Raw genomic sequence first — 23,147 nt, forward strand, 5'->3', positions numbered from 1 at the left:
CATTTTTGCCTGCGACTCATCCGGTTTTTATCCATCCCTTGACCACGTTGCCGTCCGAGGCAAAAGCATCGGCATACTGATCCAGGCGCCATGAGTGCGTCATCAGTCTTTCGGCCGGGATCAACCCGCGACGAATAAGGTCACATACCCATGCATAGGCCAGATGCTCCTCCGCCGGGGGACGCAGGATGTTGACCGTCGCAGGACCGGTGGAGAAATCCAACGCCGCATAGCATTGCCCTTCCGGCACGCCATAAATCGCGATCACTCCACCGTCCCGCACGAGCGAAAGTCCGAGTTGCAGTTGGTCCGGCTTCCCTACCGCGTCGATAAAGAAATCCGCCTTGGCGCCGGCATTGAGCTCAGTCAGACGTTGAAGAATCGGGATGCTCGTATCTGTAATATTGATCGTAGCTGTCGCCCCCAGTTCACGGGCGAGTCGCAAGCGTTCGTCGCGCCGCCCCAGGATTATTGTCCGTCGGGCGCCTCCAAGCATGCACCAAATCACAATGCCCAACCCCGCGATGCCCGTGCCGGAGACACAAACGTTCTTGCCAGAAACAGATGGCAGGTGGCGAAACCAGCTTGCTGTTTCCGCCAGGGAAATTGCCAGAATAGCTTGGGGCAATTCCATTGCCCGGGGAACAGTTTGCTGGCGCTGCGCCGTATAGTCCTCCAGCAAGGACGCGTCGCCATCCGCAGCCATGGCGAGGCGGTCGCGGACAATGCCGTATTCGGCAAATCCACCCCACCCGCTGGCCATACCGCCTTGAACGGTTCCCGGCCAGATCGCAACAGGGCGCGTAACCAGATCGCCGATCCTGAAACTGCTCACACGCGCCCCGTTTTCCAGAATCTCGCCAATGGCTTCGTGGCCCAATACGGCGGGATAGGCGTCATGGTAAGGCTGCCTGCCTCTGATGATTTCCCGGTCAGTCGTGCCGCACACCCCGCAGCCGCGTATTCTCACCAAAGCGTCATAATCCCCCGGAACGGGGGCGGGGATGTCACGCAATTCCAAGTTTCCCGGTTTTGACACAACAAGTGCTTTCATATTATTTTAAAGGAGTCCTGTTGTTATTCAGCCCAATCGAACATCACGCCAAGAAAATCTTCCGAGCCCGCGCCAATCATCCTGTAGATTTCCGGGGCCTTTTCCGGACAGATTCGGTGGGTGATGAGATTGCTGGTCTTTAGGTGCCCGTCGGCTATCCATTGCAACACCGCCCTGACCGCGGGGCTGGAAAAAGAGCAGGGTGCGTGGCAGGTGGGCAGGCGCTGGTGCAGGGCGTTAAGATCAAGCGGTGTGGGCGGCGGATACCACCCTTGCAGGATGAATTTCCCCCGCATGCGAAGCAGCGGAAACAGTGAGTTGATGACCGGCGCAGAACTGGTGGTGTCGATAATAATGTCGTATCCATGAGGTGCGATCCGGTCCGAAATTTCGCCGACATTCTGCTTGGCGGCGTCGATGATCCAATCCGCTCCGTTGTCGCCCGCGATTTTGAGCCGCGCGGACACGCGGTCCATCACCCCGACCTCCGCCCCCTTCAAGCGGCATATTTGCGCGGCGAACTGGCCGATCACCCCGAGTCCGGCTACCAGAACCCTGGCCCCGGCAGGAATGCCTGCCATCTCAATGCCTCGCATGGCGACGGCACCCAGTCCGGCAAGGATGACATTCTTCATCTCCGGCGAGCCGGGAATCTTTACACAACGGTGCACATCCAGCGTGTCCGCCGAAAAATCGATCCCATTGCACACATCCACAACGGCGTGCGACAAGTGCGTCGCCATCCAACTCGCGCCGTCAAACTCGCCGGCAAGCTTGCTGGTAGAATAATAGACCATGTCGCCCTTCCGGTAGCCGCGCGCCGCGGCGGCGGCGCCGGCTTCAATCACCCTCCCCGCCGCCATGTAACCGGGAACATTCGGGAAGCGGATTTCTCCGCGCTTGCCGAGCCATGCCCAACGTTCCGTTCCCACGGAGACACCGCTGGCCAGCGCCTCGACGAAGATGTCGGATTCCGCAAGCTCCGGAAGCGGAACCTTGCCCAGCGCCACGGTCTCCGGTCGGACAAAAATAATTGCATTTGCATTCATCAATTTTAATTATTTATATCATCAACGATTAAATCCAGAGAGATAAAACTGCTTTTATTAGGACAAAAATAACCTTATCTGAGAAATTTCCACCTATCATGACAACATGGTTGAATCGGGTCGCCCCTCAACTCTCCATGCTCTGGCGCGGACGCTGGAAGGCCGGCGATGTCGAACCCGCCCGCTCCCTGTATGACCACGAAATGGTCCTGGTCACAGAGGGTTCGTGCCTTATGAGAATCGGCAAACGCGAACGGGAGGTGCGGGCCGGCGAATATATTATTATTCCTCCGGACACCGTGCACGTGACCACCACCGGCGCGGACGGCGTGTATCGGTGGTGCGTGCACTTCGACTGGATTCCGGCATCACGCAAGGGTCCTCACAGATATTGTTGTTATTACCCCAAGAGGCCGTCGCCGGCCAAAATATGCAGGGCGCCCTCGTTTGTGCCGACCGCGTTTTTTGAAGGATGCTGGCAGGCGGGCGGGCCGGTTTTGGGATTACTGGAAACACTGTTTCATCGCTGGCAGACGGGAAGACAGTTCGAACAAACCCTGTGCAGGGCGACATTCCTGGAACTTCTTGTCTGCCTGCTGTGGCCCCGGCAAAAGACACGCGTCCCTTATCGAAAAACACAAACGAAGGAGGGCTCAGCGATGGACTTGGCATGGGCGGTGAAAGACCTGCTGGATGGCGACAGTTTTGCCGTCGCCCCGGCGCGCGATGGGACGCATTCAACCAGCGCAAAAGCACAATGCGCGACCAAGGATAAAAACAGCGTTCAGGTCAAACTGGCATCACTGGGGTTTAGTTATCCTTACTTATGCCGGAGATTCAGGGAGAAATTCGGCGTCACTCCCGTCGAATACAAAACGGCGCGGCGACTGGAATATGCAAAGGCATTATTGAGCAACCGGAAGTTGCCGGTGGCCGAAATCGCCGAAGCCGCGGGCTTTCGGGATCAAGGTTACTTCACTCGCAGGTTTCGGAGGCAGAATGGGATGACGCCATCGGCATTTCGGCGGGAGCACGCATCCATCCCTCCGCCCGTCCCATGATCCTCCGGCCCTCTTTATTTGTTTGAGAAATGATTATTCACATGCCCGCGCATCCAGCCCAATATAAAAACATCATGCACACACTGCGCTTCCGCCAAGTTCACTTGGATTTCCACACCAGCGGATTGATCCCCGACATCGGATCAAAATTCGACAAGAAGGAGTTCCAGTCCGTCCTGCGGGAAGCGCATGTGAATTCAGTCACCTGCTTTTCCAAATGTCATCATGGCTGGAGTTATCACGACACGGCTGTTGGCCGGCGGCATCCCAATATGAAGGGAGAGCTGCTTGCGATGCAAATAGAGGCGTGCCGAGAGATGGGTGTGCGGGTTCCAATCTATATCAGCGCAGGATTTGATGAACTCGCGCTTTCCGAGCACCCCGAATGGCGTGTGATAGACCGGAATGGCATAGGAACACCGCCGTTTCATGCAGGCTGGCGGGGAACGTTGCGCTGGAACTCGCCTTACCTCGACTATCTTTGCCGTCAGATTGAGGAGGTCGTCACCCGCTGGCGTGATGCCGATGGAATCTTTCTGGATATTGTCGGGCCGCGTTTGGACTACTCCGACGACAGCCTGATGCAGATGAAAAAGCAAGGCTACAACCCGGAAAACGAGGAGGAGGTCGCAAGCTGGGCGCATGAAGTATTGCTGGATTATTATAAGAAAACAACCGCAGCCGCACGCGTGCATCATGCCGGCATGCCCGTGTTCCATAACTGCGGGCACATCCAGATCGGCTCCGCCGAGCAGCTGCGTTACAACTCGCATCTCGAGCTCGAATCGCTGCCGACCGGGGGCTGGGGGTATGATCATTTTCCGCTGTCAGCGCGTTATGCGATCACGACCGGACACGATTTTCTCGGAATGACAGGGAAATTCCACACGGCATGGGGTGAGTTTGGCGGATTCAAACGCCCGGAGGCGTTGCGCCATGAATGCGAGGCCATGATTGCTTACGGCGCCAAATGCAGCATCGGCGATCAACTCCATCCAACCGGAAAGATCAACCGGGATACCTACAGGCTGATCGGGGAGGCTTATCGCACTGTCGAAGCAAAGGAAGCGTGGTGCGCAGATGCGCGACCGGTCGCCAGCATCGGTTTGGTAAGCGCAACGAAATCCAACATCGCGGCGACGGTGCCCGGCGGGGTGAATGTGACCCTGCCGGACGAAGGCGCTTCACGCATGTTGTTGGAATTGCATCAACCATTTCTTGTCTTGGACGCAAAAGCGTCCTGGACACCATTTGCACTCATCATTTTGCCGGACGCAATTGTGTTTACCAAAGCCTTGCAGGAAAAAGCCTGCGCTTATCTTGCGAAGGGAGGGAGGATTCTTGCCAGCGGCAGGAGCCTGCTCGACGAAAACGGGCAGCATATCGCACTGGCGGAAGCAGGAATCCGCTATCTCGGGACAAGCGCGAGCAATCCGGATTACATCGCAGCAGCCTCCCTTTCATCCGGCGTGCCGGTGAAAGCCCCGGTGGTGATCCACGGGGGCGCCTTGAAGGTGAAACCACTGGCCGGGACCAAGGTGCTGGCACACCGGATTGCGCCTTACTTCGACCGGACGTGGGAGCATTTCTGTTCGCACCAGCACACACCGGACAATCCCGCATCGCCGGCCAAAACATCGCTTGCCGCCACGTTGTCCGGCGATGGCAAAGTCGCTTATTTTGCTCATCGGATTTTCACACGTTACCGACTTTACGGACAGCCGCTTTACCGCGACTTTGTCCTTGCGGCGTTGACGGCGCTGCTCGGCGGAGAAGGCTCACTGCTCGTGAAGACAAAAAATCTGCCATCGTCCGGGCGGGTGAATCTCATGGCGCAAACCGCGCAAAGACGCTTTGTTCTCCACTTCTTATACGCGCCACCCGTGTTGCGCGGCGGTGGAAAGCACGAGGGGACGAATGCCCAGCCTGTCGAGGTCATCGAGGATGTTGTTCCAATATATAACGTGGAGTGCTCGCTTCGCTTGCCGCGCAAGGTTCGATCCACGATCCTCGTCCCGGAGGGCGTTCCGCTGGAATTCACACAGCAGGGCGGCATCATCGCATTCACGGTTCCACGCGTGCTCAGCCACCAAATGGTGGAACTGGCCTGGTGACATTGCGCATTTCGCCTCCGGCCGGCATCCCACTGGAATCATTTAGAAGCCAGAACGAACTTCTTGTTAAGTTTGGATACAAGTTGCCATGATTGTTCCATGCCACTTGTCCCCAACAAACTTCTTGCCAGCATGCATGCCGGCAATGTCGAGAATACATATATCTGCGGCAATCACGCGACGCCGCGGCATGTCGATTTTGTATGCGAAACAGGATTGTTCCCCTCGATATGGTTTGATCTTGAGCATTTCGACATCCCCACCACCGAACTCGCGCTGCTTAATATGGTCGCCCGAGGCCATGGGGTGACGACACTGGCAAGATTCAAAGCCGGCGATTATCAGGTGGTGCAGCGTGTGCTGGAAACCGGTGTCGGCGGCATCATGTGCGCAATGGTTGAAAACGCGCAAGAGGCGCGTTCGATTGTCCGCTGGGCAAAGTTTAATAATCCGGCGCCCATCCCCGGAGAAGTGCTGGGGCAGCGCGGTTGGAATGGCGGAGGCATCGACGCCCGCTATGGCACAATCCCGGCGAAGGATTACGTGCGTTATCAAAACAATGAAGTAGCCATCTTGTGCCAGATCGAAACAGAAGAGGCGCTGGCTCAAGTGGATGATATTATCGGCACGCCGGGCGTGGACGCGATCTTTTTTGGCCCGGGCGATTTTGCCCACCGGATTGGATATCTCAGCCAACTTGGGCATCCTGATGTGCTCAGCGCGATGGAGAAGGTCGCCGCCGCTTGCAAACGTCATGGCAAATGGTGGGGAACACTGGGCATCGGACCGGAGCATTACCGCAAGGTCAAGGCTCTCGGCGCACAATTGATCTGCCCGGGTGGCGATGTTCGCGTCATGCTAAATGGCATTCGGGAGCTCGCCAAAACCTTTCAGGAATGACGAGCCCCCGAGCAGGCTTGCGCACGGAGGAGCAGCGTCCCGCCGCCCGGCACGTGAAACGCGTGCCCGTCGCATCTCGATAAACCTCGCGCAAACCGGCGAGGCTTTCACCTCGTGCGCAAGCGTCTCTCTCTTAACCAAGCGACCTTCCGCCAGACGCATTCTCTCTGCCGTCGGCCAAGGATCAAACCGCGGGCGCGTTTGCCACGGATTCTCCTTTGATAAATTTCGGCTCGATGCGGACGTGTCGTTGCGGCAGCGGCGTGTTGCCTATAATGTGCGTGATGATCTTGTAGAGTTTCCCGGCATAAAACTGCGAATCGCTGCCGTAACGATAGCGAGTCGGGGTCGGCACCAGCGCGTCGAGAAACGTGTCGTCATTGCGGGATATGACAGACACCTGGGATGGAATATAAAATTTGCGCTGGGCCATGAAACTGATTACCGTGAGATAATCCATGCCGTGCGTTGTAATAATCGCGGTGGGGAGCGGAGGGGATGAAAACAACTGTCTGAGAACGCGCAACAGATTGTCCGCGCCGCGCTTGTGATAAACGATTATTGGCTCAGCCCCGTCATGGGGCCTCCGTTTGAACGCGTCCCGGAATCCAGCCTCGGCATCTTGTTCGCTGGCCATGTATCGGGGTGACTCTGTGAGCAGCAGCACCACCTTGCGATGCCCTTTCCCGAGGATGGTGTTGGCTGCGTGGAAGCACAAGGCCCAGTGGTCGGTATCAATGTCAGGAAGGTTGACCTCTGGATGCGAGGTGCCGGCAAGGACGCAGGGGACTTTTTGCTCGGCGAACCACCTTTGGGTTTCCAGGGAAGAGCGGGCAATCACCCAGCACGACTGCGGATTGCATTCAACGAGGCGGCCAAGTGCGCCGGCGGGATGCTTGGAAAAATATTTTGCCCCGTGAAAAGTGGTCAACACCCCACCCTCTTCGGAAAGCTTCGAGCGCAGATCATTCACCCACAAGGCCGTGCCGGGACGCATCAGGCCCAACGGGTCGGGAATAAGCAGGCCGACCTTATGCCCTGCATGCATCTCGGGACACATTGGCTGCATGCGTTTGACGATGCGGTTTCCCCTGCCCTTCTCTGACCTGACGATATTCTCTTTGTTCAGCAGTATGATGGCCGCGCTCAAAGTCCTGCGGCTGACTTGCAGAATTTCGGCGAGCACCCGCTCCCCGGGGAGCCATTCCACCCAGCGCCCCTTCGTAATCTCCTGGGTGATATGCTCGGCAACTTGGATGGGTAGTGACCTGAACTTCATGGGTGTTGTGGGCAGTAACTTGTTCGTGCAGACCGGCCTCATTAACCACAGATGCAGCCAAGAGTATCAGGATTCTGATCCCGGATGGAGGCAGCCGGAGAAGGGAGAACCGGTATGCTGCAAGTGTGAGGGGACAGGGATTCCGCTCAATGTCAGATCATGTCATAATACCGCCAATAGTATCAAAAATCCGCCATTGAAATGGCGTCTCGGTTCGGCAAGATATTGCAGGACAAAACATGAATGCGCCCATCATCAGCGGACCCTCTTCGGAATTGCTCTCCCTCAAGCAGGCCATGAAGGGGAAAAATCCGCGTGAGGCTTTCATCAAACTGCTAAGCCGTTTGGTTGATAATGCCTACCCGCATGCGGTGTCGCTTCATCACAATCCCCAAGGAAAGTTGCCACGCAATCGGAATAAGCCGGTCTGGGAAGAGGCCATGCTCTCCTACAATGCGGAATCACGTTTCATTCTTACCCTGGCAGGAGCGCATCACTCCATACAATCGGTCAGCGAGCCGGCCATGGACGTTGTCATCCCCGCGGGAGAGTTATGCTGGATGCCATTTCATAGCTGGTATCTGGTGCGCAATAACGTGGAGCGAAACATGCTGGCGGTCGTATTTCGAAATCAACACACCCGTTTTGTCTGGTATCATAACTTGCCCCCAAAGCCCACTGAAGCAGCAAAAGGTCCTTCACTGATTCAACTTTTTTATCAGACGGCCATGCCTCCGAGCACGACGCTCCAGCAAGCCGTGGTGCTGATGAATTCCGCATGTACGGGTCCAAACTTGCGCAAAACCACAGTCAATCTGGCCACCTCTCACGCGCTGCTGGCGTGGTGCCTGCAAGAACTGCTGGACGATGAACACCCTGATGATGGTCATCCGCCAGATACGCCCGGGCAAAAATTGGTTGATGAAATTTGCGCCTACATATCAGACCGATTACAAAGCGATCTGTCCCGAACGAAGGTAGCTTCAGTATTTCACATCAGCAGGGATCACCTGACCAGACTGTTTAGAATACACACTCCGAACGGGTATCTTGATTACGTCAACCGCAAGCGGCTTCAGTTTGCAGAAAATCTGTTAATCCACAGTTCGTTGTCCATCAAGGAAATCGGATCGGCGTGCGGATTCAACTACAGTGCCTACTTTGTGAAGTGCTTCAGAGACCTGCATGGCGTCTCACCGCGCAGCTGGCGATGCATGCGACGCAACTGAATATTACTTTCGGCTTCTTTTAAGAAGACTGTGGAGACGCGCATCATCCCGTGCCGCAAAGCGGGCAGTCGCTTCAGCGTCCTCTCCATAACTCTGGCAAATCGCGCCGCGCCGCCTGCGCCAGCCGGGCCACTTCCTCCGCATCCACACTGCGATATGGCCAGCGCAGCCGCGGCCCCACGCCTCCCCACCCGCCAGCCGCAGCCAGCGCCTTGTCAATGGCCGCCGGGCAAATCCCCAGCGCGGCCAGCGGCGCCACCTGCGCCTGAAAAAAGGCTCGCAACCGGCCCTCGAAGGCCAGCGCGGCGGATGGGTCGCGTTCCATTAACTCATACCAGATTTGAGCGCCGCGCGGGCTCAGGCAGGCGACGTTGGAATAGCTGCCGGTCGCCCCCTCCCGGTGGCCTGTCGCGAGATGATGCCCGGGCACGAAGACCGAAAAACCAGGCAGATTGCGACGCATCGCCTCATACCAAGAGGCGTCCCCGTCAGGAGTCTTCACCCCGATCAGCCTAGGCACGTCCGCGCGCAGCCGCCCCACCGCGGCGGGATCAAGCGACCGCTTGGCATGGCCGGGCGTATAGAGCACCAGCCCGACTGGATCGGCCAGCTCGGCCATCGTAGTCAAAAATGCCCGCGCCTCGTCTGGCGACACCGGCACCCAATCCGGCAGAATCACCTGCACCGCGCCAGGCGCGAGCAGCTTCGCCCGGCGCAGGCGCTCGCGCGAGAGCTGCGCGCTCATATGGCAGACACCGAGCTGAAAAGGCCGTCCGCGACGTGCGCACCGCTCGGCCACCAGGACACTGATCCGGTCGAACTCCTCTTCCGTCTGGGTGTGGAATTCGCCGGCGGTGCCGTTGGTGTAGAGCCCGGCCAGCCCGGCATCCAGCAATGCCTCCACTTGCTCCGCCAGCGCGCCGTAGTCGATGGAGTCGTCCGCGTTCAGAGGAAGCAAAACGGCTCCCCACGTTCCGGTGATGTCCGCGCTGCGCAGCGGTTTCATGAATGATGGAAGAAGGATTGGAAGGAACCGGCTCGCACAAGCCTCATCGCACCAAGTCCTTTTCCGTCACAAGATAGGCGCGGATGAACGGTGCCACTCCCGCCACATGGGAACAGTCGATGTTTGCCGTGGTGTAGTCGAGGATTGCAATGCGGCCGTCCGGAAGCTGCGCCCATGAGCTGTAGCCACAGTCGGCGAAGAATGCCCGGTCGAGCACGACGATGCGGTCACGCCGGAACTGGTCGGGATAGCCTCGCGCGGGCGTCCAGTCCCACGAGATTGAGTAGTCGAGGGAGTTTTCAACTTTGACCGACACACGGCGCCAGTGGCTGATGCCCGCGTTGCGCACGTAGGGCTGCCCCTCCGGATTCATCGAGCTGATCGTTTCCTCCACCGGACGGTTGCCGAAGCGGACGGACTGCACCCAGATGTCGGTGATGGATTCCTGGAGCCTTTCCTTGCCGTCGACAAAGATCCGGATCGTACCCTTTTCGCGCAAAATCCGGTAATCATGCCATACGCGCGTATCGAGGGCAAAGCCGGCCTCCGGGCGGTCGCCCAAATAGACTCGGTCCGGAGCGAATTGTACCCAGCAGCCCGCGCTGATTGCAACCGCGTGGGATTCTGCCACCTCGACTCGCAACGCAGCCTCGATCTCCACCCGCGACTGGTCGTCCTGCGCTGGATAAAGCGAGAACTCCACCGCACCGAGTTTGCCGTTCGCAGTGCGCAGCGTAAGCGAGTCTTTCCCGAGTTCACAACGCTCCTCCTCGACGATCCAGGAAGTCGGCTGGAATCCGAGCTTCTCGTCGGGATCGAAGACCAGCGCCCGGGAGCCCGGTGAGCCCCAATAGTTGCGAAACGTGGCCAGCAGCTTCCCCGATTGCAACCGGCCGAGGTGGACGCGGTGTCCGTAAAACGGCGCCAGCACGGGTTTCTCCCAAGTGCGCCCGCAGTCACGACTCCACACCAGTCGGCTGGGATTGCCAAACCGGCTTAGCCCGAAGCCAATCCGCGTGGCCGCCAGCACGCGGCCATCGCCCAAGTCGGCGAGCCCGGTCTCGCAATCACCATGAAAAGGACTGTCTGCCAGCCAGGCACTCTCACCCCAAGTTTTACCGCCATCGCGGGAGTAGACGATCTCACTCCGGTAGTAAATGTTACCCCAAGGCAGGGGCGGTTTCTTCAACAGGTCGGTTTCCGCCGACGACGTGCGGGTGAACGCCAGCGTGCCGTCGGCGAACTCCTCAATATAGCTCGGCTGGCCGCCCACGTCATCGATCTTCCGCGGACCGGTCCAAGTCCGGCCGTTGTCCGAACTCCAGAAGAGATGGCTGGACATGCCGCGATCGCGCTTCTGCCATTGCGACAGCATGGGGGAATTCTGACCGGGATCCCGCTGGCCCCAATCGCAAATGATGACGATGCGTCCATCCTTCAGGACGCTCATCTGCGGCACGACCCAATATCCGCGCTGCTCCCAGACATTGCTGCTCGCGATCACCTGATAATCCCCCCAGACACGCCCGCCGTCCGTCGAACGCGCAACCATGATATGGCTCAGCAGCGAGGTGTGGTTGTCCGAAAGTTGCCAGGACGCGACGAGCGTGCCGTCCCGCGCCAGCACCACGTTGGCGCACTTGTAATACCAACCGCGCGGGTTTGGGTTGGTGAGACTCGGGTAATCCTTCTGCGTTACGGTGAATTTTTGGGCATCCGAAATTGCCAGCGGATCGCGGTGAAAGGTTAAGGGAGCATTACACATTGGAGTGAACAAAACACGCGCATTTCGTCCGCGGCCACCGGACAAGGCAACTCATCGCAGCTGGCTGCGTTTTGCAGCCACTTATCCGGTTCCCGCGGACGGTTCACGATTCACGGCCAAGGCCCTGGCGACGCAGCGTGCCTCATGTCTCGATGGTGCAAAATCCGGCGGTGCCATTCTCCGTTAAGATGCCGCTATCGCACCAAAAGCCTGTTTCGCTGGAATTGGGGACACTACTCAGGGGATATCCAAGAGCAGACGGATGATACAGGTGCGCCAGACTTGGCGCCGCCGCACACAAGGCCGCGTCGCTTTCCCACGCGTAATACCGACTCGCGAGATACCAATAAGCATCGCACAACACCTTGCTTGGATAGCAGCAACCGCGCTTGCATATGACACGGAACTGGCAGGCAAAGAGAAAGCCTTCGCACGTGTACCGCGATTGAAATACAAGCCTCTCCATTCTGGACACGAATCCGGCCAGAGAGTCGGTCTTCCTATTCTTGGCGGAAATTGGTAGGCGGACACCTGATCGCACGCACGGGTCGGGGACAAAGCTGCGAGGCGGTTAATGTTTCAATTTCCCACTAAATATCAATGGGTTGTAAAGTTCCAATAAGGCCGCCAATCACATCCGCCAGCGTTCGCTTGTTTGTGGCTTTTGTGACCGCATTACATGACGCCGCTTCTGGAATAGGCAGCTTGGCGAACTGAGGTTGCCGATGTTGGTCCCTATGTTTGTTTGAAACGAACTCTGAAAAGACGAGGCGAAGGCATCCTTGCCCATGGGGAAGGCCGCATCACCAATGCCTTCGGAGGGACTCAACAGCGTGGGCAAACGCAAAGCTCGCAGTTTCCGCTCCGTGGACAACCTCATCGCCATGCTTTACTTCCACTCCGCCAGCTTCCCGTTCCCCGTCTTCCACTCAAAATGGCGAAGAACTTTTATGGATAAGAATTCTCTACCAGTCATAAACCGAAAGGCATAGCGCGCGCCCAAATGCCTGAATCGGCATCATTCGCACCATTTCCGAACTCAAACGGGTGCAAAGGCGTTGAAATCCCTCCGAGTTTTGTGCGCAGTCTGCCCATCAACGCCAATGCCCAGAACCCGTCTGGAGCTATAGCATTTCAAATAAAGTTATAACCGCATGCGGAAAACCAGCCGAGGGCATCCTGAGGGGAGACGGCGAGCAAGGCCGAGGCGATGGCGTTGAGCAGATCGGAGTGGGTGCGAGCCTGGGCCTTGCGAAGGAGGGCCTTGACCTTGCTCCACATCATTTCGATGGGGTTGAGATCGGGAGAGTAAGCGGGAAGGAAACGGACCTGTGCGCCAGCTTGTTCGATGAGGGCGAGCGTCCGGTCGTTTTTGTGGGCGCCAAGGTTGTCCATGACGACGATGTCTGCGGGCCGAAGCGTGGGCACGAGTATCTCGCGAACATAGGACTGGAAGACCTCGGTATTGGTGGCACCCTCGATGGTCATGCAGGCGGTGGTGCCGTCCAGCCGCACCGAGGAGATCATCGTGGTGGTGCCCCAATGCCCGTGCGGGGCATGGCAGACCAGTCGTTGGCCCTTGGGCGCGCGACCGCGCAAGCGCGTCATGTTCGTCTTGGCCGACGACTCGTCGATAAAGACCAGCCGGGCCGGGTCGAGCCCGCTTTGGCCGCGTCTCCATCGGCGGCGCGCTTTCGCGATGTCCGCCCGGTTTTGCTCAGCCGCATGGAGCGTCTTTTTTTATATGTCAGCCCCATCTTCTTGAGCACCCAGTGGATCGCCCCAATCGTGCAGTCCAGCCCCAGCCGCTCCTTCATCTGCGCCAGCGTCAACTCCGGCTCTTGGGCGATCAGTTGCTTCAACGCCTGCCCATGCTCCGGCAGCACCTTCGCCTTCCTCCCGCAATACCTATACCTCGGCCTCAAATCCCCCGTCCTTTTCCTCTGCCTGAGCAGCTTCTTCACCAGCTCCAACGACACCTTGAACCTCCTCGCCACCTCTTCCCTGCTCCCCTCCTTCCCGTCATACGCCTCCACTATCCTCTCTCTCAGATTCATCGATATCGCTTTCTTCATCCTCTCTTCTTTATCTCTCTCCCTTTAGGTTACAACTTTATTTGAAATGCTATAATTGCAACATCGGGGTATTTTCTGACCTACCGGAATACGCCTGTCTTCGCCTAACTACGAACGCGCTGTCTTGTCCTGTTATTTGGAATTGCCGCGAGGCGTACATTCCCCATCCTAATTTTTTGGTAATGGATTCTGCCAACCCGCTTCCTGCGGGAAAACTGCCCGACGAAAGTTGGCGCTGATGACTCCTACGGCGAACTGACGCCCTAGGAATCATCATGTCTCTATACTTCTGGATATTTTTCGGCAGTGGTCTCGGTGGAGTAGCGCGGTTCGCGCTTTCCGGCCTGATTGCACATCGTTTTGGCGAGACGTTCCCTTGGGGCACGTTTGTGATCAACATCTCGGGCTCGTTCCTGATCGGGTTTATCGCGCAGTTCACCGCTCCCGAGGGGCGCCTCCTTGTGAGCGGCACCGTCCGGCAGTTTCTCATGACGGGAATTATCGGCGGCTACACGACCTATTCGTCGTTCAGCCTCCAGACCCTAGCCCTCGCCCGCGATGGCGAATGGTTCCGAACCGGCGCCAACGCGCTGGGTACGTTCACACTTTGTTTCCTCGCCGTGTGGCTCGGGCATCTCTGCGCCGCCTGGCTTGACACTATGAAGGGTTCTTGACCATGCAGATCCCGACCGAATCCACACTCCTACGCATTTTTATCGGCGAATCCGACCGCCACGAGGGACAACCGCTCTACGAAGCCATCGTGCTTAAGGTTCGCGAAACCGGCCAGCTGGTGCGACCGTACTCCGCAGCCCGATGGGATTTGGTGCGGCGAGTCGTCTGCGCACGGCAAGATCCTGCGGCTCTCCGGCGATCTGCCAATCATCGTCGAGATCGTCGACGATGAGGCGAAGATCAATGCCTTCCTGCCGATTCTGGACACCATGATGGGCGGCGGACTCGTCACCCTCGAAAAGGTCCGCGTGATTCACTACCGCCATGAGAACGGCGCGACAAAGAAGAAGGACGCCGCGTCGTGAAGTCGTTGTTCGATATTCGGGAACACTGCCTAAGCCTGCGACAGCTCCTTCTCTGGACGTTGCTCGTTATCCCGGTGGGCATCCTTTCCGGTTCGGCGAGTGCGCTGTTCCTTTGGTCGCTGGACGCGGTGACACACCTCCATTGGCAACATGAGGGCTGCTGATCCTGCTGCCGGTGGCGGGCCTCGTAGTCGGTTGGATCTACCAGCGGGTGGGCAAATCCGCCGAGGGCGGCAACAACCTCATCATCGATCAGATTCACGAACCCGGCGGCGGCGTGCCCTCGCGCATGGCTCCACTGATTCTCGTGAGCACACTCGCCACGCATCTGTTTGGTGGTTCGGCAGGCCGCGAAGGCACGGCCGTGCAGATGGGCGGAAGCCTGGCGAGCGCCTACGGTCGCCTTTGCCGGTTCGGCACGGAGAACATGCGCGTGCTGCTCATGGCCGGCGTGGCGGCAGGATTTGGTTCGGTTTTCGGAACGCCGCTCACCGGTGCGATCTTCGCGATGGAGGTACTCGTCATCGGGCGCCTGCAATACGACGCGCTCATCCCCGTGCTCGTCGCCAGCATGGTCGGTGACTTCACTTGCTCGGCGTGGGGCCTTCATCACTCGATTTACCACATCGGGATAGCCGACGGCGCGAGCCTCCATGCGACGTTCGATGGCCCCCTCCTCGCCAAGGTCGTACTTGCCGCGATGGCGTTTGGTCTCACGGCCAAACTCTTCGCGGAGCTGACGCACGGTCTGCAATACGGCCTCAAGAAGATCGCGCCGTCAGCGCCGCTTCGTGCCGCATTGGGCGGAGCGTTGGTGATCGGGCTCGTCTATCTCGCTGGCACGCACGACTACCTTGGGCTCGGCGTGCACGGACGCACGCCCGAGTCCGTGACGCTGCTTTCGGCCTTCAAAGAGGGCGGTGCCACGCCATGGAGTTGGTGGTGGAAGCTGCTGTTCACGGCGGTGACGCTCGCAGCCGGATTCAAGGGCGGCGAAGTCACTCCGCTGTTTTTCATCGGCGCTGCGCTTGGAAACACCCTCGCTGCATTCCTCGGTGCTCCGGTCGATCTTTTCGCCGGACTCGGCTTTATCGCTGTGTTCGCCGGTGCGACCAATACGCCGCTGGCCTGCACGATCATGGGCATCGAACTCTTCGGTGCGCACTACACACTCTATTTCGGAGTCGCGTGCTTCGTCGCATATTACTTCAGCGGACACTCCGGCATCTACATGGCGCAACGTCTCGGTGTGCCGAAGAAGAACCGCGCTTCGCTGCCTCCCGATCTCACGCTGCGCGAACTGCGCGAATTGCGCGGCGAAGCCTCGGCTCCGATCTTGTCCGCCTTCGCCGAGCGGCTGCCGTTCTTAAGCGAAGACTCCTTCAACCACGAAAACATGAAAAGCCACCATATCGTCACCCGCGAGATCGGTAAAATCCGCATCTACCTCACGCCCCGCGACCGGCTTCCGGCCAAGGGCTTTTGGGACAAACTCAACGCCAGGCCCATCTATCGGGAAATCATCAAGGCCGCGAAAGCCGCCGGACTGAACAACGCCGCCGCGTTTATGACGCACTACGGTTTCACCAACGGTGGCAACGTCCAGGCAGAGGGCGTCGAGACTTCGAACCCGAACCTGACCCTCTGCGTCGAGCTCATCGACCACAAGAACAAGCTCGAAGAGTTCTGCCGTCGCCACGGCGCTTTGCTCAAGGGCAAGACCATAGTCTACAAACACGTCCAGCACTGGGATGCGCGGCAGCGAAGTGATCGAGAAAGATACCTCGCCCGACGAGGTGATCGATGGTGCGGCAAAGCTCCCAAAACTCTCCGAACGAAAATGAAACCAGCCACGCTCATTCTACTCTCGTCGCGGTGTTTCTGCGACCTTGGTAACCGCATTCGGGCTCACGTTCTTTGGCCCGACCGATGCGGCGCTTCGTCCGCTCGCGCGGTTTGCCCACAACGCTCTGCACTACGGCTGGGCAGCTGGCGTTACGGTTACAGTCGTGTTCCTGTTCACCCTGAAAAAATCCCGCAAGGGCAACGCTCCATGAAATCGAAAACCATGAACTCCAGATCCGTTATTCGCGGTGTCGTCGCGCAGGAAATTCTCGATTCACGCGGCAATCCGACCGTCGCTGTCACGGTCACGCTCGTCAATGGGATCGTCGCGACCGCGTGCGTGCCTTCGGGGGCTTCGAGGGGAATCCGCGAGGCGTTGGAGCTGCGCGATGGCGACGCCAAGCGCTACGGCGGAAAAGGCGTGCTGAAGGCCGTGGCCAACGTGAACAAGATCATCGCGCCAAAGTTGCGCGGAAAGTCCCCGGCCGAACAACGCGAGATCGACACGCTGTTGTGCGCACTCGATGGCACGGAAACTAAGGCGAAGCTCGGGGCCAATGCGATCCTCGGCGTGTCGATGGCCGTCTGCCGTGCCGCCGCACAGGCGTCGGTATTCCGCTCTACGCCCACTTGCGTCGGCTGCACGGTGCGAAGGCCCGCGCGCCGTTCGTCCTACCGGTTCCGATGATGAACGTGCTCAACGGAGGCGCGCATTCGACCAACAACGTGGACTTTCAGGAGTTCATGCTCTTCCCAATCGGCGCGCCGACGCTTTCCGAAGCGCTGCGATACGGCGCGGAGACATTCCACATTGAAAAAGCTCCTGCAGAAACGCGGGCTCGTGACGGCGGTCGGCGACGAGGGCGGCTTCGCTCCGAATCTGAAATCCAACGATGAGGCGGTCGCCATCATCGTGGAGGCGATTCGCGGGGCGGGCTACACGCCCGGCAAGGATATCGCCATCGCGCTCGATCCGGCGGCGAGCGAGTTCTTCGACGAAGGTTCCTACGTCTTCAAAAAGACCGACGGCTCTCGCAAGACACCGGCCGACATGATCGCGCTGTATCGCCAGTGGGTGAGGAAGTATCCCATCGTCTCGCTTGAGGACGGCATGGGAGAGGAGGACCGCGACGGGTGGCGCGCAATCACCAAGGCGCTCGGAAGAAACTTCAACTCGTCGGAGACGACAACTTCGTCACCAACCCGAAGATTTTGCCGAAGGCATCCGCGACGGGATCGCCAACGCGATTTTGATCAAGCTCAACCAAATCGGCACCGTGTCGGAGACGCTCGCGACCATCGCTCTGGCGCAGAAGAACGGTTATGGCGCGGTCATCTCACACCGCTCTGGCGAAACGGAAGACACCTTCATTGCCGACCTCGCGGTCGGAACCTGCGCCGGCCAGATCAAGACCGGTTCGCTCTGCCGTTCCGAACGCGTCGCGAAATACAACCGGATCCTTGCAATCGAGCGCGAACTGGGCACAAAGGCCCGCTTTGGCCAACCTGCCGCGTAAACCATGGAGCCCTCCGGCAAAAGTCCTTGTCCGCGTTGGCTGAACTCGACCGTGCTCGGCATCGGGCTCGCGTCGCTGCTCAGCGACTGGTCGCACGAGATCGCGACGACTGCGATGCCGGCGTTTCTCGCGACGATGGGTGTCGCCGCCGCCTGGGTCGGATTGATCGAAGGCGTGTCGGATGGATTGTCGAGTTTCGCGAAGCTGGCCTCCGGCCACTGGACGGATCGCCTGCCGCGCCGAAAGCCGATCATGGTTATCGGCTACCTCGTCACCGCGCTGGGCACGGCCGGCTTCGGACTCGCGACGACGGCGTGGCACGTCCTGCTCGCGCGCGCGACGGCCTGGCTCGGTCGCGGCACACGCACGCCCGTGCGCAAGGCGCTGCTCGCCGCGGCCGTCACTCGCAAAACCTACGGACGCGCTTTCGGTTTCGAGCGCATGATGGACACGCTCGGTGCCATTGTCGGTCCAGCGACCGCGTTTTTCCTGCTCAACGCACTCGGGCACGACTACGCGCGGCTCTTCTTCTGGACACTCGTGCCCGGCCTCGCGGCGGTGGCTGCCATCGTGTTTCTCGTGAAGGAAAAGCAACGCACGCGTGTGGCCAGCGTGTCGTTCCGCGATGGGCTGCGCCAACTGCCCGTGCGTTACCGCAAGTTTCTTGTCGCAGTCGGCTTGTTCGGCGCAGGCGACTTCGCGCACACGCTGCTCATCCTGCTCGCGGCGCAATCACTCTCGCCGACCTTGGGCACAACCGGGGCCGCCAGTGCCGCGGTCGGCCTCTACGTCGCGCACAATGTTTTCTATGCGGGCTTCGCGCTTCTGGCGGGTTGGCTCGCCGACCGCGTGAGCAAGCCAAAGCTGCTTGCGTCCGGCTATGGGCTGGCCGCGCTGATGGCGCTCGCGATCGTCGCGCTGCCGCTCGGACTTTGGGTGTTGGCCGGTGTTTTCATTCTCGGCGGAGTCTATGTCGCCATCGAGGAAACGCTGGAGGATTCGTTCTGCGCCGAACTGGTGGGCGAGGAATAGCATGGCATGGCTTTCGGCGTCCTCGCCACCGTCAACGGAGTGGGAGATTTTCTCTCGAGCGTGGTTGTGGGTGCGCTATGGAGCGCGTTCGGGATTTCGGTCGCGTTTAGTTACAGCGCGGTGCTGTTCGCAACCGGGGCGTTCTTGGTTCTCAGAGCAGGTTCGGCGGAAGACGCGAAAAAGGCGTCCGGGTGATCCGTCCACCGTGATGCGCGAGGGTTACGCGCTCCGCTCGGCTTTCAGCTTCGCGATCTGCCGAAGATTAACGTGTGCGCGTGATCGCGCGAGCTGACTACGCTTCTTTACAGCCGCGCTCGTAGACAAGCGAACATAACCGTTCGTCGCTCGCGGAGCCGAAAACGGCTTGGAATGTATTCTCGCGTCGGAGCATTGGCTCGCAACAGGGTCCACTTGGTTTTCATTCGCTGATTCGATTGGTGCATGCAGAAATAGAGGGGCGAGCACGGGGCGTTAGCCGCAACCGACACGCCGTCCTCGGTAATTTTCCAGCGCGAGGGGCCGTCGTGGGCAGCAAAGAATGATGTATTACAAGTGGCGGTAGCGGCACCTATAGAAGAGCAAAAGCTTGCTGATAAAATCGAGCAGCAGGCTGCGCGGCTGTGGACGACTGGCGTAACATTGAAAATAGCCAACTTGGACTAGGTTCGTGGCAACTCAACCAGCCGCAGGGCTACGTTATAGTAGTCAGAATGAAGTCTGACTATTACAATTGATGCGACAGGGACATGTGACTAAAATTATAAATACATCCTTTCTTCATGTGATTAAGTGTTTCGATTGGCGCTCTGTGCGCTCAAGGTTCGACTTTTCTTGCGTGCGGGTTGCGTTTCAACCAAGCGGGATAGTCCTTTTTCAGGATGTTTTTCGGATACTCTCCGAACCAAGGCGTGCCGGTGCGGCGCTCGCGATCCATTTCATTGAAATCGTACTTTTTTACACCGTCGCGGCCGGAGAAGATAGGACGATCAGTGTCCATTTCGTAACAGCGTGCCCAAATGGGACTGGCTGACGGATCGGCGACCACGCGTTTGTCCTCATCGGTGTTGTGGCGCAGATATTTCGCCTTTGGTGCCTTGAACTTTTCGACTCTCATGCCGGTGAGGCGAACTCGCTCCATCCAAGCCACAGCGGCTTGGATGGAGCGAATGACGGCGTCATCGGGATTGTCGATCTTCATGAGAAAACTGACGATCTCGCTTGTATTTTGCGGAGTGATACAAGCCAGTTCGAAGTCACGTCCGTCAGAGGGCAGGCCGGTTTTCGGATCATGCTGCTGCCCCCAGCCTGTCAGAACTCCGTCTTTCTGGTGGTACTGTATGGCGAGAATGCAGGCGATGCCGCGCTCGACAGCGGTTGCGGCTTTTTTTCGTCGGACATCGTCAAGCCAGTCCCAGCCATTGGCTCCTTTGGCAGCGTCATCAAGCACGTTCATGATGCCCATCATCACACCGTCGTTGAAAGTGATGTGGGCATGGAAGGAGCGCGGATTTGGCCAACGTTGCGGAAACCCGCCGCCCTTTAGCTGAGCCGCAAGCATGAAATCGAACCCACGCAGGCACGCGGCGCGATAATCCTCCTTGCGCGTTGCGGAAAAAACTTTCGCAAGATAGGCGACCTGAGGATGAATGTTATGGTTATCGAAACTGGTGTCGTCTTTGTTGCGGGTGGCGGCCACCATCTGTGCCTGCTCTCGGGTGAGAATGGCGAGCATGTCGTAGTCCTTGGGCCAGCCGCCGTTCGCACGCTGGAAAAGCAGTATGTTTGCCGCGATCTGACTGACCTGATAAACCTTGTAGCGCGGCTGATTCGGGAGCGCCTGAATGACATAGCTGTCGTTCTTGATTTTGCGCCAATGGTTGGCGCTGTCCTGAAACCCACCAATATCATCGAGACGAAATGGCGGTTCCTGTGCGAAAAGGCAGGGTGCGAGGAACAAAAATAGCGGAAGGCGGCGGAGCAAGCTCATGATGACATCCGCATGACGAGATATGAACGCGTGGATTGCAAGAAAAGATGAAATGAAATAAATGGCATTAATGTTCTATTTCATTAGGCGTATCTCATTAATTTTAATAATGTTACAAAAAAATTCCATTGCTGGTAAATATAAGATGGTCCAGGAAAAGGAAAAATAAGGCTCGTCATGACCTCATTCCGATGCTCGACTCGGTATCGTGTCCGTTTTTCTGAACGAGCGCCCCAATCCCCTCCCGCAGCTCTCTTCTTTCGCACAAATCCGACCACTCCGCATATTTCCGATCGCGGTTTTTTGGTGAAACCGACCCATCCGCTTTTGAACCAATTCTTCTCCCCATGATCGCACGCCGCGTCCTCAGCCCGGGAAATCAACCGTTTTGTATTGCATTCACCATCGCCGTGCTCGGCTCGTCCGCCCTCATCAACGCGCCGCGCTCGGCTGCGCATACGTTGGATGGCCCGTCGTTCCACGACACCATGGCTGCAACCCGCGAGCGCTTGATCAACGTATGCGGCACCGAAAAACTGGCGGCGATGTCACTGGATGAACTAACCGCCCAGCTTACTGCCGACGAGAGGCACCTGCTCGGCACGACATTCATCAATTTTCATATTTCCAAACCGGCATGGGTGCATGTGGTAATCCCAACCGTTAAGAAAGGAGATCCGTTCTGGCTGAATAACCGTGGCTTCATCCGTGGCGAGGGACGCTGGAACGTCTCGTCGATAGAATACGAAACATGGTCACGTCAGTTCTCGCCCGGGCATGTCGGTCTCGGTCTCCCGTCGCTTTCAGGCATACCTGAGAATTACGCGGTGGTCATCACCCCGGCGGAGAAAAACGGCCCGGAGCCCGAAGTCTCGGAGCTTTATCCAGGTCACTTGCGACTCGGTAAGGTGGCCCTGAAGGAGCGCCTTTATGTGGACAGCGAACGCCGTCTTTCCAAGGCCCCGGACGAGTTCATTGGTCGCACGCTAATCCTCACGCAGCGCTCCATGCGTGACAAAGGCAAGCTCTACCGCGAATTCCGCCTCAGCCCCTATCCCAGCTCGACGAAGCCTGACAATATCCTTCTCACATGGACGGACGAGCCGGACACAACGCAGACCATACGCTGGCGCACCAACGCCGCGACAACCCGGGGCGCGCTTGCGCTCGCCGAAGGAAAATCATCCCCGATCAAGATTGGCCGCGCGCAAAAGATCGCCGCGACCACCGAAGAATTCGTGACAAACGACATCGCCAACGATCCTGTCATCCACCTGCACACCGTCCGACTCACCGGACTCAAGCCCGACACCACTTATACCTACACTATCGGCGACGACACTGACGCAGGCTGGATAAAGCCGGTTGAGTTCACCACCGCTCCCGGGCGGCCAAAGACGTTTTCGTTCATTTATCTCGGCGACGCCCAGAACGGTTTCTTGGAATGGGGGCGCATGATGAAAGACGCGGTGAAACAACGCCCCGATGCCGCCTTTGTTATAATGGCCGGCGATCTGGTGACCCGCGGAAACGAGCGTGACGACTGGGATGACCTCTTCCATAACGCTACCGGTCTCTTCGACCGCCGCCCTATCGTGCCCGTGATCGGCAATCACGAATATCAAGGGGAAAAACCTCTTTTGTATCAACGCTTTTTCGCTGTCCGCGACAATGGTCCGAAAAATATCGACCCGGGCCGCGCCTATTCCTTTGAATATGGCAATGCTTTGGTCATCGTGCTTGACTCCAACAAAAATATTCCCGAGCAGGCCGGATGGCTGGAGCAGCAACTCCGCGACACCAAGGCGCTCTGGAAATTCGTCTCCTATCACCATCCCGCCTACGCTTCTCGCTCCGGACGGTCGTATCCGGACATAAACAAGCACTGGGTTCCGATTTTCGACCGTTATCATGTGGACCTCGCCTTGCAAGGCCACGACCACGCCTACCTGCGCACCTACCCGATGAACGCAGGCCGGCGTGTCGGGAAACCCGCCGGCGGCACAATCTATCTTATCACTGTCTCCGGGACCAAATTATACGAACAGGAAAAACATGACTATACCGAGGTCGGCTTCACCAAGGTGCCCACCTGGCAGATACTCGATATCAAGATCGAGGACCGGACGCTGCTTTACCGCGCGTATGGCGTGGATGGAAAACTGCGTGACGAGTTCGTCATCGAAAAATAAAA

16 protein-coding genes and 3 pseudogenes are annotated in these 23,147 nt (G+C 58.2%); 11 read left to right on the top strand and 8 right to left on the bottom strand.

Features of this window, described 5'->3' with window-relative positions; all coding sequences use genetic code 11:
• Positions 1 to 16: 16 nt before the first annotated feature.
• Positions 17 to 1,054: a zinc-dependent alcohol dehydrogenase gene (locus OH491_RS03785; RefSeq protein ID WP_068769266.1), complete on the bottom strand. Its 1,038-nt coding sequence runs from the start codon at positions 1,052 to 1,054 to the stop codon at positions 17 to 19.
• Positions 1,055 to 1,077: 23 nt separating this feature from the next.
• Positions 1,078 to 2,103 carry a zinc-dependent alcohol dehydrogenase gene (locus OH491_RS03790; RefSeq protein WP_068769265.1) on the bottom strand — a complete coding sequence of 342 codons (1,026 nt, stop codon included), beginning with the start codon at positions 2,101 to 2,103 and terminating at the stop codon, positions 1,078 to 1,080.
• Positions 2,104 to 2,201: 98 nt separating this feature from the next.
• Here OH491_RS03790 and OH491_RS03795 point away from each other — a divergent pair, with 98 nt between their 5' ends.
• The 3 genes from OH491_RS03795 (at position 2,202) to OH491_RS03805 (ending at position 6,178) form a co-directional block, all read left to right on the top strand.
• Positions 2,202 to 3,164 (top strand): helix-turn-helix domain-containing protein, encoded by a 963-nt coding sequence (locus OH491_RS03795; protein WP_068769264.1) that lies wholly within the window; start codon positions 2,202 to 2,204, stop codon positions 3,162 to 3,164.
• A 74-nt stretch (positions 3,165 to 3,238) separates the two neighbouring features.
• Entirely contained in the window at positions 3,239 to 5,278 is a 2,040-nt protein-coding gene (locus OH491_RS03800; protein ID WP_068769813.1) for an alpha-amylase family protein, read from the top strand.
• Between the two features lie 99 nt (positions 5,279 to 5,377).
• On the top strand, positions 5,378 to 6,178 hold the full coding sequence (locus OH491_RS03805) for an HpcH/HpaI aldolase family protein (RefSeq protein WP_068769263.1): 801 nt from the start codon (positions 5,378 to 5,380) through the stop codon (positions 6,176 to 6,178).
• Between the two features lie 184 nt (positions 6,179 to 6,362).
• Here the strand turns inward: OH491_RS03805 and OH491_RS03810 are convergent, their stop codons facing one another.
• Positions 6,363 to 7,457, bottom strand: a complete 1,095-nt coding sequence (locus OH491_RS03810; RefSeq protein WP_334319119.1) for a substrate-binding domain-containing protein — start codon at positions 7,455 to 7,457, stop codon at positions 6,363 to 6,365.
• Positions 7,458 to 7,696: 239 nt separating this feature from the next.
• Between OH491_RS03810 and OH491_RS03815 the strand changes: the two genes are divergently transcribed.
• Complete coding sequence (locus OH491_RS03815; RefSeq protein ID WP_084441922.1) at positions 7,697 to 8,686, top strand: helix-turn-helix transcriptional regulator; 990 nt, start codon at positions 7,697 to 7,699, stop codon at positions 8,684 to 8,686.
• 73 nt (positions 8,687 to 8,759) lie between these two features.
• Here the strand turns inward: OH491_RS03815 and OH491_RS03820 are convergent, their stop codons facing one another.
• The 4 genes from OH491_RS03820 to OH491_RS03835 form a co-directional block, all read right to left on the bottom strand.
• Complete coding sequence (locus tag OH491_RS03820; RefSeq protein WP_068769260.1) at positions 8,760 to 9,692, bottom strand: dihydrodipicolinate synthase family protein; 933 nt, start codon at positions 9,690 to 9,692, stop codon at positions 8,760 to 8,762.
• A gap of 43 nt (positions 9,693 to 9,735) precedes the next feature.
• Positions 9,736 to 11,457 carry a sialidase family protein gene (locus OH491_RS03825; protein WP_068769259.1) on the bottom strand — a complete coding sequence of 574 codons (1,722 nt, stop codon included), beginning with the start codon at positions 11,455 to 11,457 and terminating at the stop codon, positions 9,736 to 9,738.
• A gap of 1,134 nt (positions 11,458 to 12,591) precedes the next feature.
• Entirely contained in the window at positions 12,592 to 13,158 is a 567-nt protein-coding gene (locus tag OH491_RS03830) for an IS630 family transposase (protein WP_068769258.1), read from the bottom strand.
• Positions 13,062 to 13,532, bottom strand: coding sequence for an IS630 transposase-related protein (locus tag OH491_RS03835; RefSeq protein WP_342750864.1), 471 nt, complete (start codon positions 13,530 to 13,532; stop codon positions 13,062 to 13,064). Before OH491_RS03835 ends, OH491_RS03830 begins: the two co-directional genes overlap by 97 nt.
• 275 nt (positions 13,533 to 13,807) lie before the next feature.
• Between OH491_RS03835 and crcB the strand changes: the two genes are divergently transcribed.
• The 6 genes and pseudogenes from crcB to OH491_RS03865 all read left to right on the top strand — a co-directional run bounded on the left by crcB (position 13,808) and on the right by OH491_RS03865 (position 19,161).
• Positions 13,808 to 14,206 (top strand): fluoride efflux transporter CrcB, encoded by a 399-nt coding sequence (gene crcB, locus OH491_RS03840; RefSeq protein WP_068769256.1) that lies wholly within the window; start codon positions 13,808 to 13,810, stop codon positions 14,204 to 14,206.
• A 2-nt stretch (positions 14,207 to 14,208) separates the two neighbouring features.
• A pseudogene (locus OH491_RS03845) lies at positions 14,209 to 14,572 on the top strand (DUF190 domain-containing protein).
• Between the two features lie 211 nt (positions 14,573 to 14,783).
• Positions 14,784 to 16,256 (top strand): annotated as a pseudogene (locus tag OH491_RS03850) (DUF190 domain-containing protein); the annotation flags it as partial.
• Positions 16,257 to 16,640: 384 nt separating this feature from the next.
• A pseudogene (gene eno, locus OH491_RS03855) lies at positions 16,641 to 17,934 on the top strand (phosphopyruvate hydratase).
• Positions 17,935 to 17,937: 3 nt separating this feature from the next.
• A complete protein-coding gene (locus OH491_RS03860; RefSeq protein WP_342750865.1) occupies positions 17,938 to 18,966 on the top strand; it encodes an MFS transporter in 1,029 nt (342 codons plus the stop codon).
• A gap of 6 nt (positions 18,967 to 18,972) precedes the next feature.
• The gene (locus OH491_RS03865; RefSeq protein ID WP_068769252.1) at positions 18,973 to 19,161 is read left to right on the top strand and encodes a hypothetical protein; all 189 of its coding nucleotides are present in this window, start codon (positions 18,973 to 18,975) and stop codon (positions 19,159 to 19,161) included.
• 619 nt (positions 19,162 to 19,780) lie between these two features.
• Here the strand turns inward: OH491_RS03865 and pelA are convergent.
• A complete protein-coding gene (gene pelA / locus OH491_RS03870) occupies positions 19,781 to 20,953 on the bottom strand; it encodes a pectate lyase (RefSeq protein ID WP_068769251.1) in 1,173 nt (390 codons plus the stop codon).
• Between the two features lie 347 nt (positions 20,954 to 21,300).
• Between pelA and OH491_RS03875 the strand changes: the two genes are divergently transcribed.
• Entirely contained in the window at positions 21,301 to 23,145 is a 1,845-nt protein-coding gene (locus OH491_RS03875; RefSeq protein WP_068769250.1) for a purple acid phosphatase family protein, read from the top strand.
• The last annotated feature ends 2 nt before the right edge of the window (positions 23,146 to 23,147 follow it).

The sequence above is a fragment of the Termitidicoccus mucosus genome, assembly GCF_038725785.1.
Taxonomy (GTDB): Bacteria; Verrucomicrobiota; Verrucomicrobiia; order Opitutales; family Opitutaceae; genus Termitidicoccus; species Termitidicoccus mucosus.

What these genes read in the sequence shown, in the direction of transcription:
- OH491_RS03785 (WP_068769266.1), bottom strand. Translation starts at nt 1,054, where the DNA reads ATGAAAGCACTTGTTGTGTCAAAACCGGGAAACTTGGAATTGCGTGAC.
- OH491_RS03790 (WP_068769265.1), bottom strand. Translation starts at nt 2,103, where the DNA reads ATGAATGCAAATGCAATTATTTTTGTCCGACCGGAGACCGTGGCGCTG.
- OH491_RS03795 (WP_068769264.1), top strand. Translation starts at nt 2,202, where the DNA reads ATGACAACATGGTTGAATCGGGTCGCCCCTCAACTCTCCATGCTCTGG.
- OH491_RS03800 (WP_068769813.1), top strand. Translation starts at nt 3,239, where the DNA reads ATGCACACACTGCGCTTCCGCCAAGTTCACTTGGATTTCCACACCAGC.
- OH491_RS03805 (WP_068769263.1), top strand. Translation starts at nt 5,378, where the DNA reads ATGCCACTTGTCCCCAACAAACTTCTTGCCAGCATGCATGCCGGCAAT.
- OH491_RS03810 (WP_334319119.1), bottom strand. Translation starts at nt 7,457, where the DNA reads ATGAAGTTCAGGTCACTACCCATCCAAGTTGCCGAGCATATCACCCAG.
- OH491_RS03815 (WP_084441922.1), top strand. Translation starts at nt 7,697, where the DNA reads ATGAATGCGCCCATCATCAGCGGACCCTCTTCGGAATTGCTCTCCCTC.
- OH491_RS03820 (WP_068769260.1), bottom strand. Translation starts at nt 9,692, where the DNA reads ATGAAACCGCTGCGCAGCGCGGACATCACCGGAACGTGGGGAGCCGTT.
- OH491_RS03825 (WP_068769259.1), bottom strand. Translation starts at nt 11,457, where the DNA reads ATGTGTAATGCTCCCTTAACCTTTCACCGCGATCCGCTGGCAATTTCG.
- OH491_RS03835 (WP_342750864.1), bottom strand. Translation starts at nt 13,532, where the DNA reads ATGAAGAAAGCGATATCGATGAATCTGAGAGAGAGGATAGTGGAGGCG.
- crcB (WP_068769256.1), top strand. Translation starts at nt 13,808, where the DNA reads ATGTCTCTATACTTCTGGATATTTTTCGGCAGTGGTCTCGGTGGAGTA.
- OH491_RS03860 (WP_342750865.1), top strand. Translation starts at nt 17,938, where the DNA reads ATGGAGCCCTCCGGCAAAAGTCCTTGTCCGCGTTGGCTGAACTCGACC.
- OH491_RS03865 (WP_068769252.1), top strand. Translation starts at nt 18,973, where the DNA reads ATGGCTTTCGGCGTCCTCGCCACCGTCAACGGAGTGGGAGATTTTCTC.
- pelA (WP_068769251.1), bottom strand. Translation starts at nt 20,953, where the DNA reads ATGAGCTTGCTCCGCCGCCTTCCGCTATTTTTGTTCCTCGCACCCTGC.
- OH491_RS03875 (WP_068769250.1), top strand. Translation starts at nt 21,301, where the DNA reads ATGATCGCACGCCGCGTCCTCAGCCCGGGAAATCAACCGTTTTGTATT.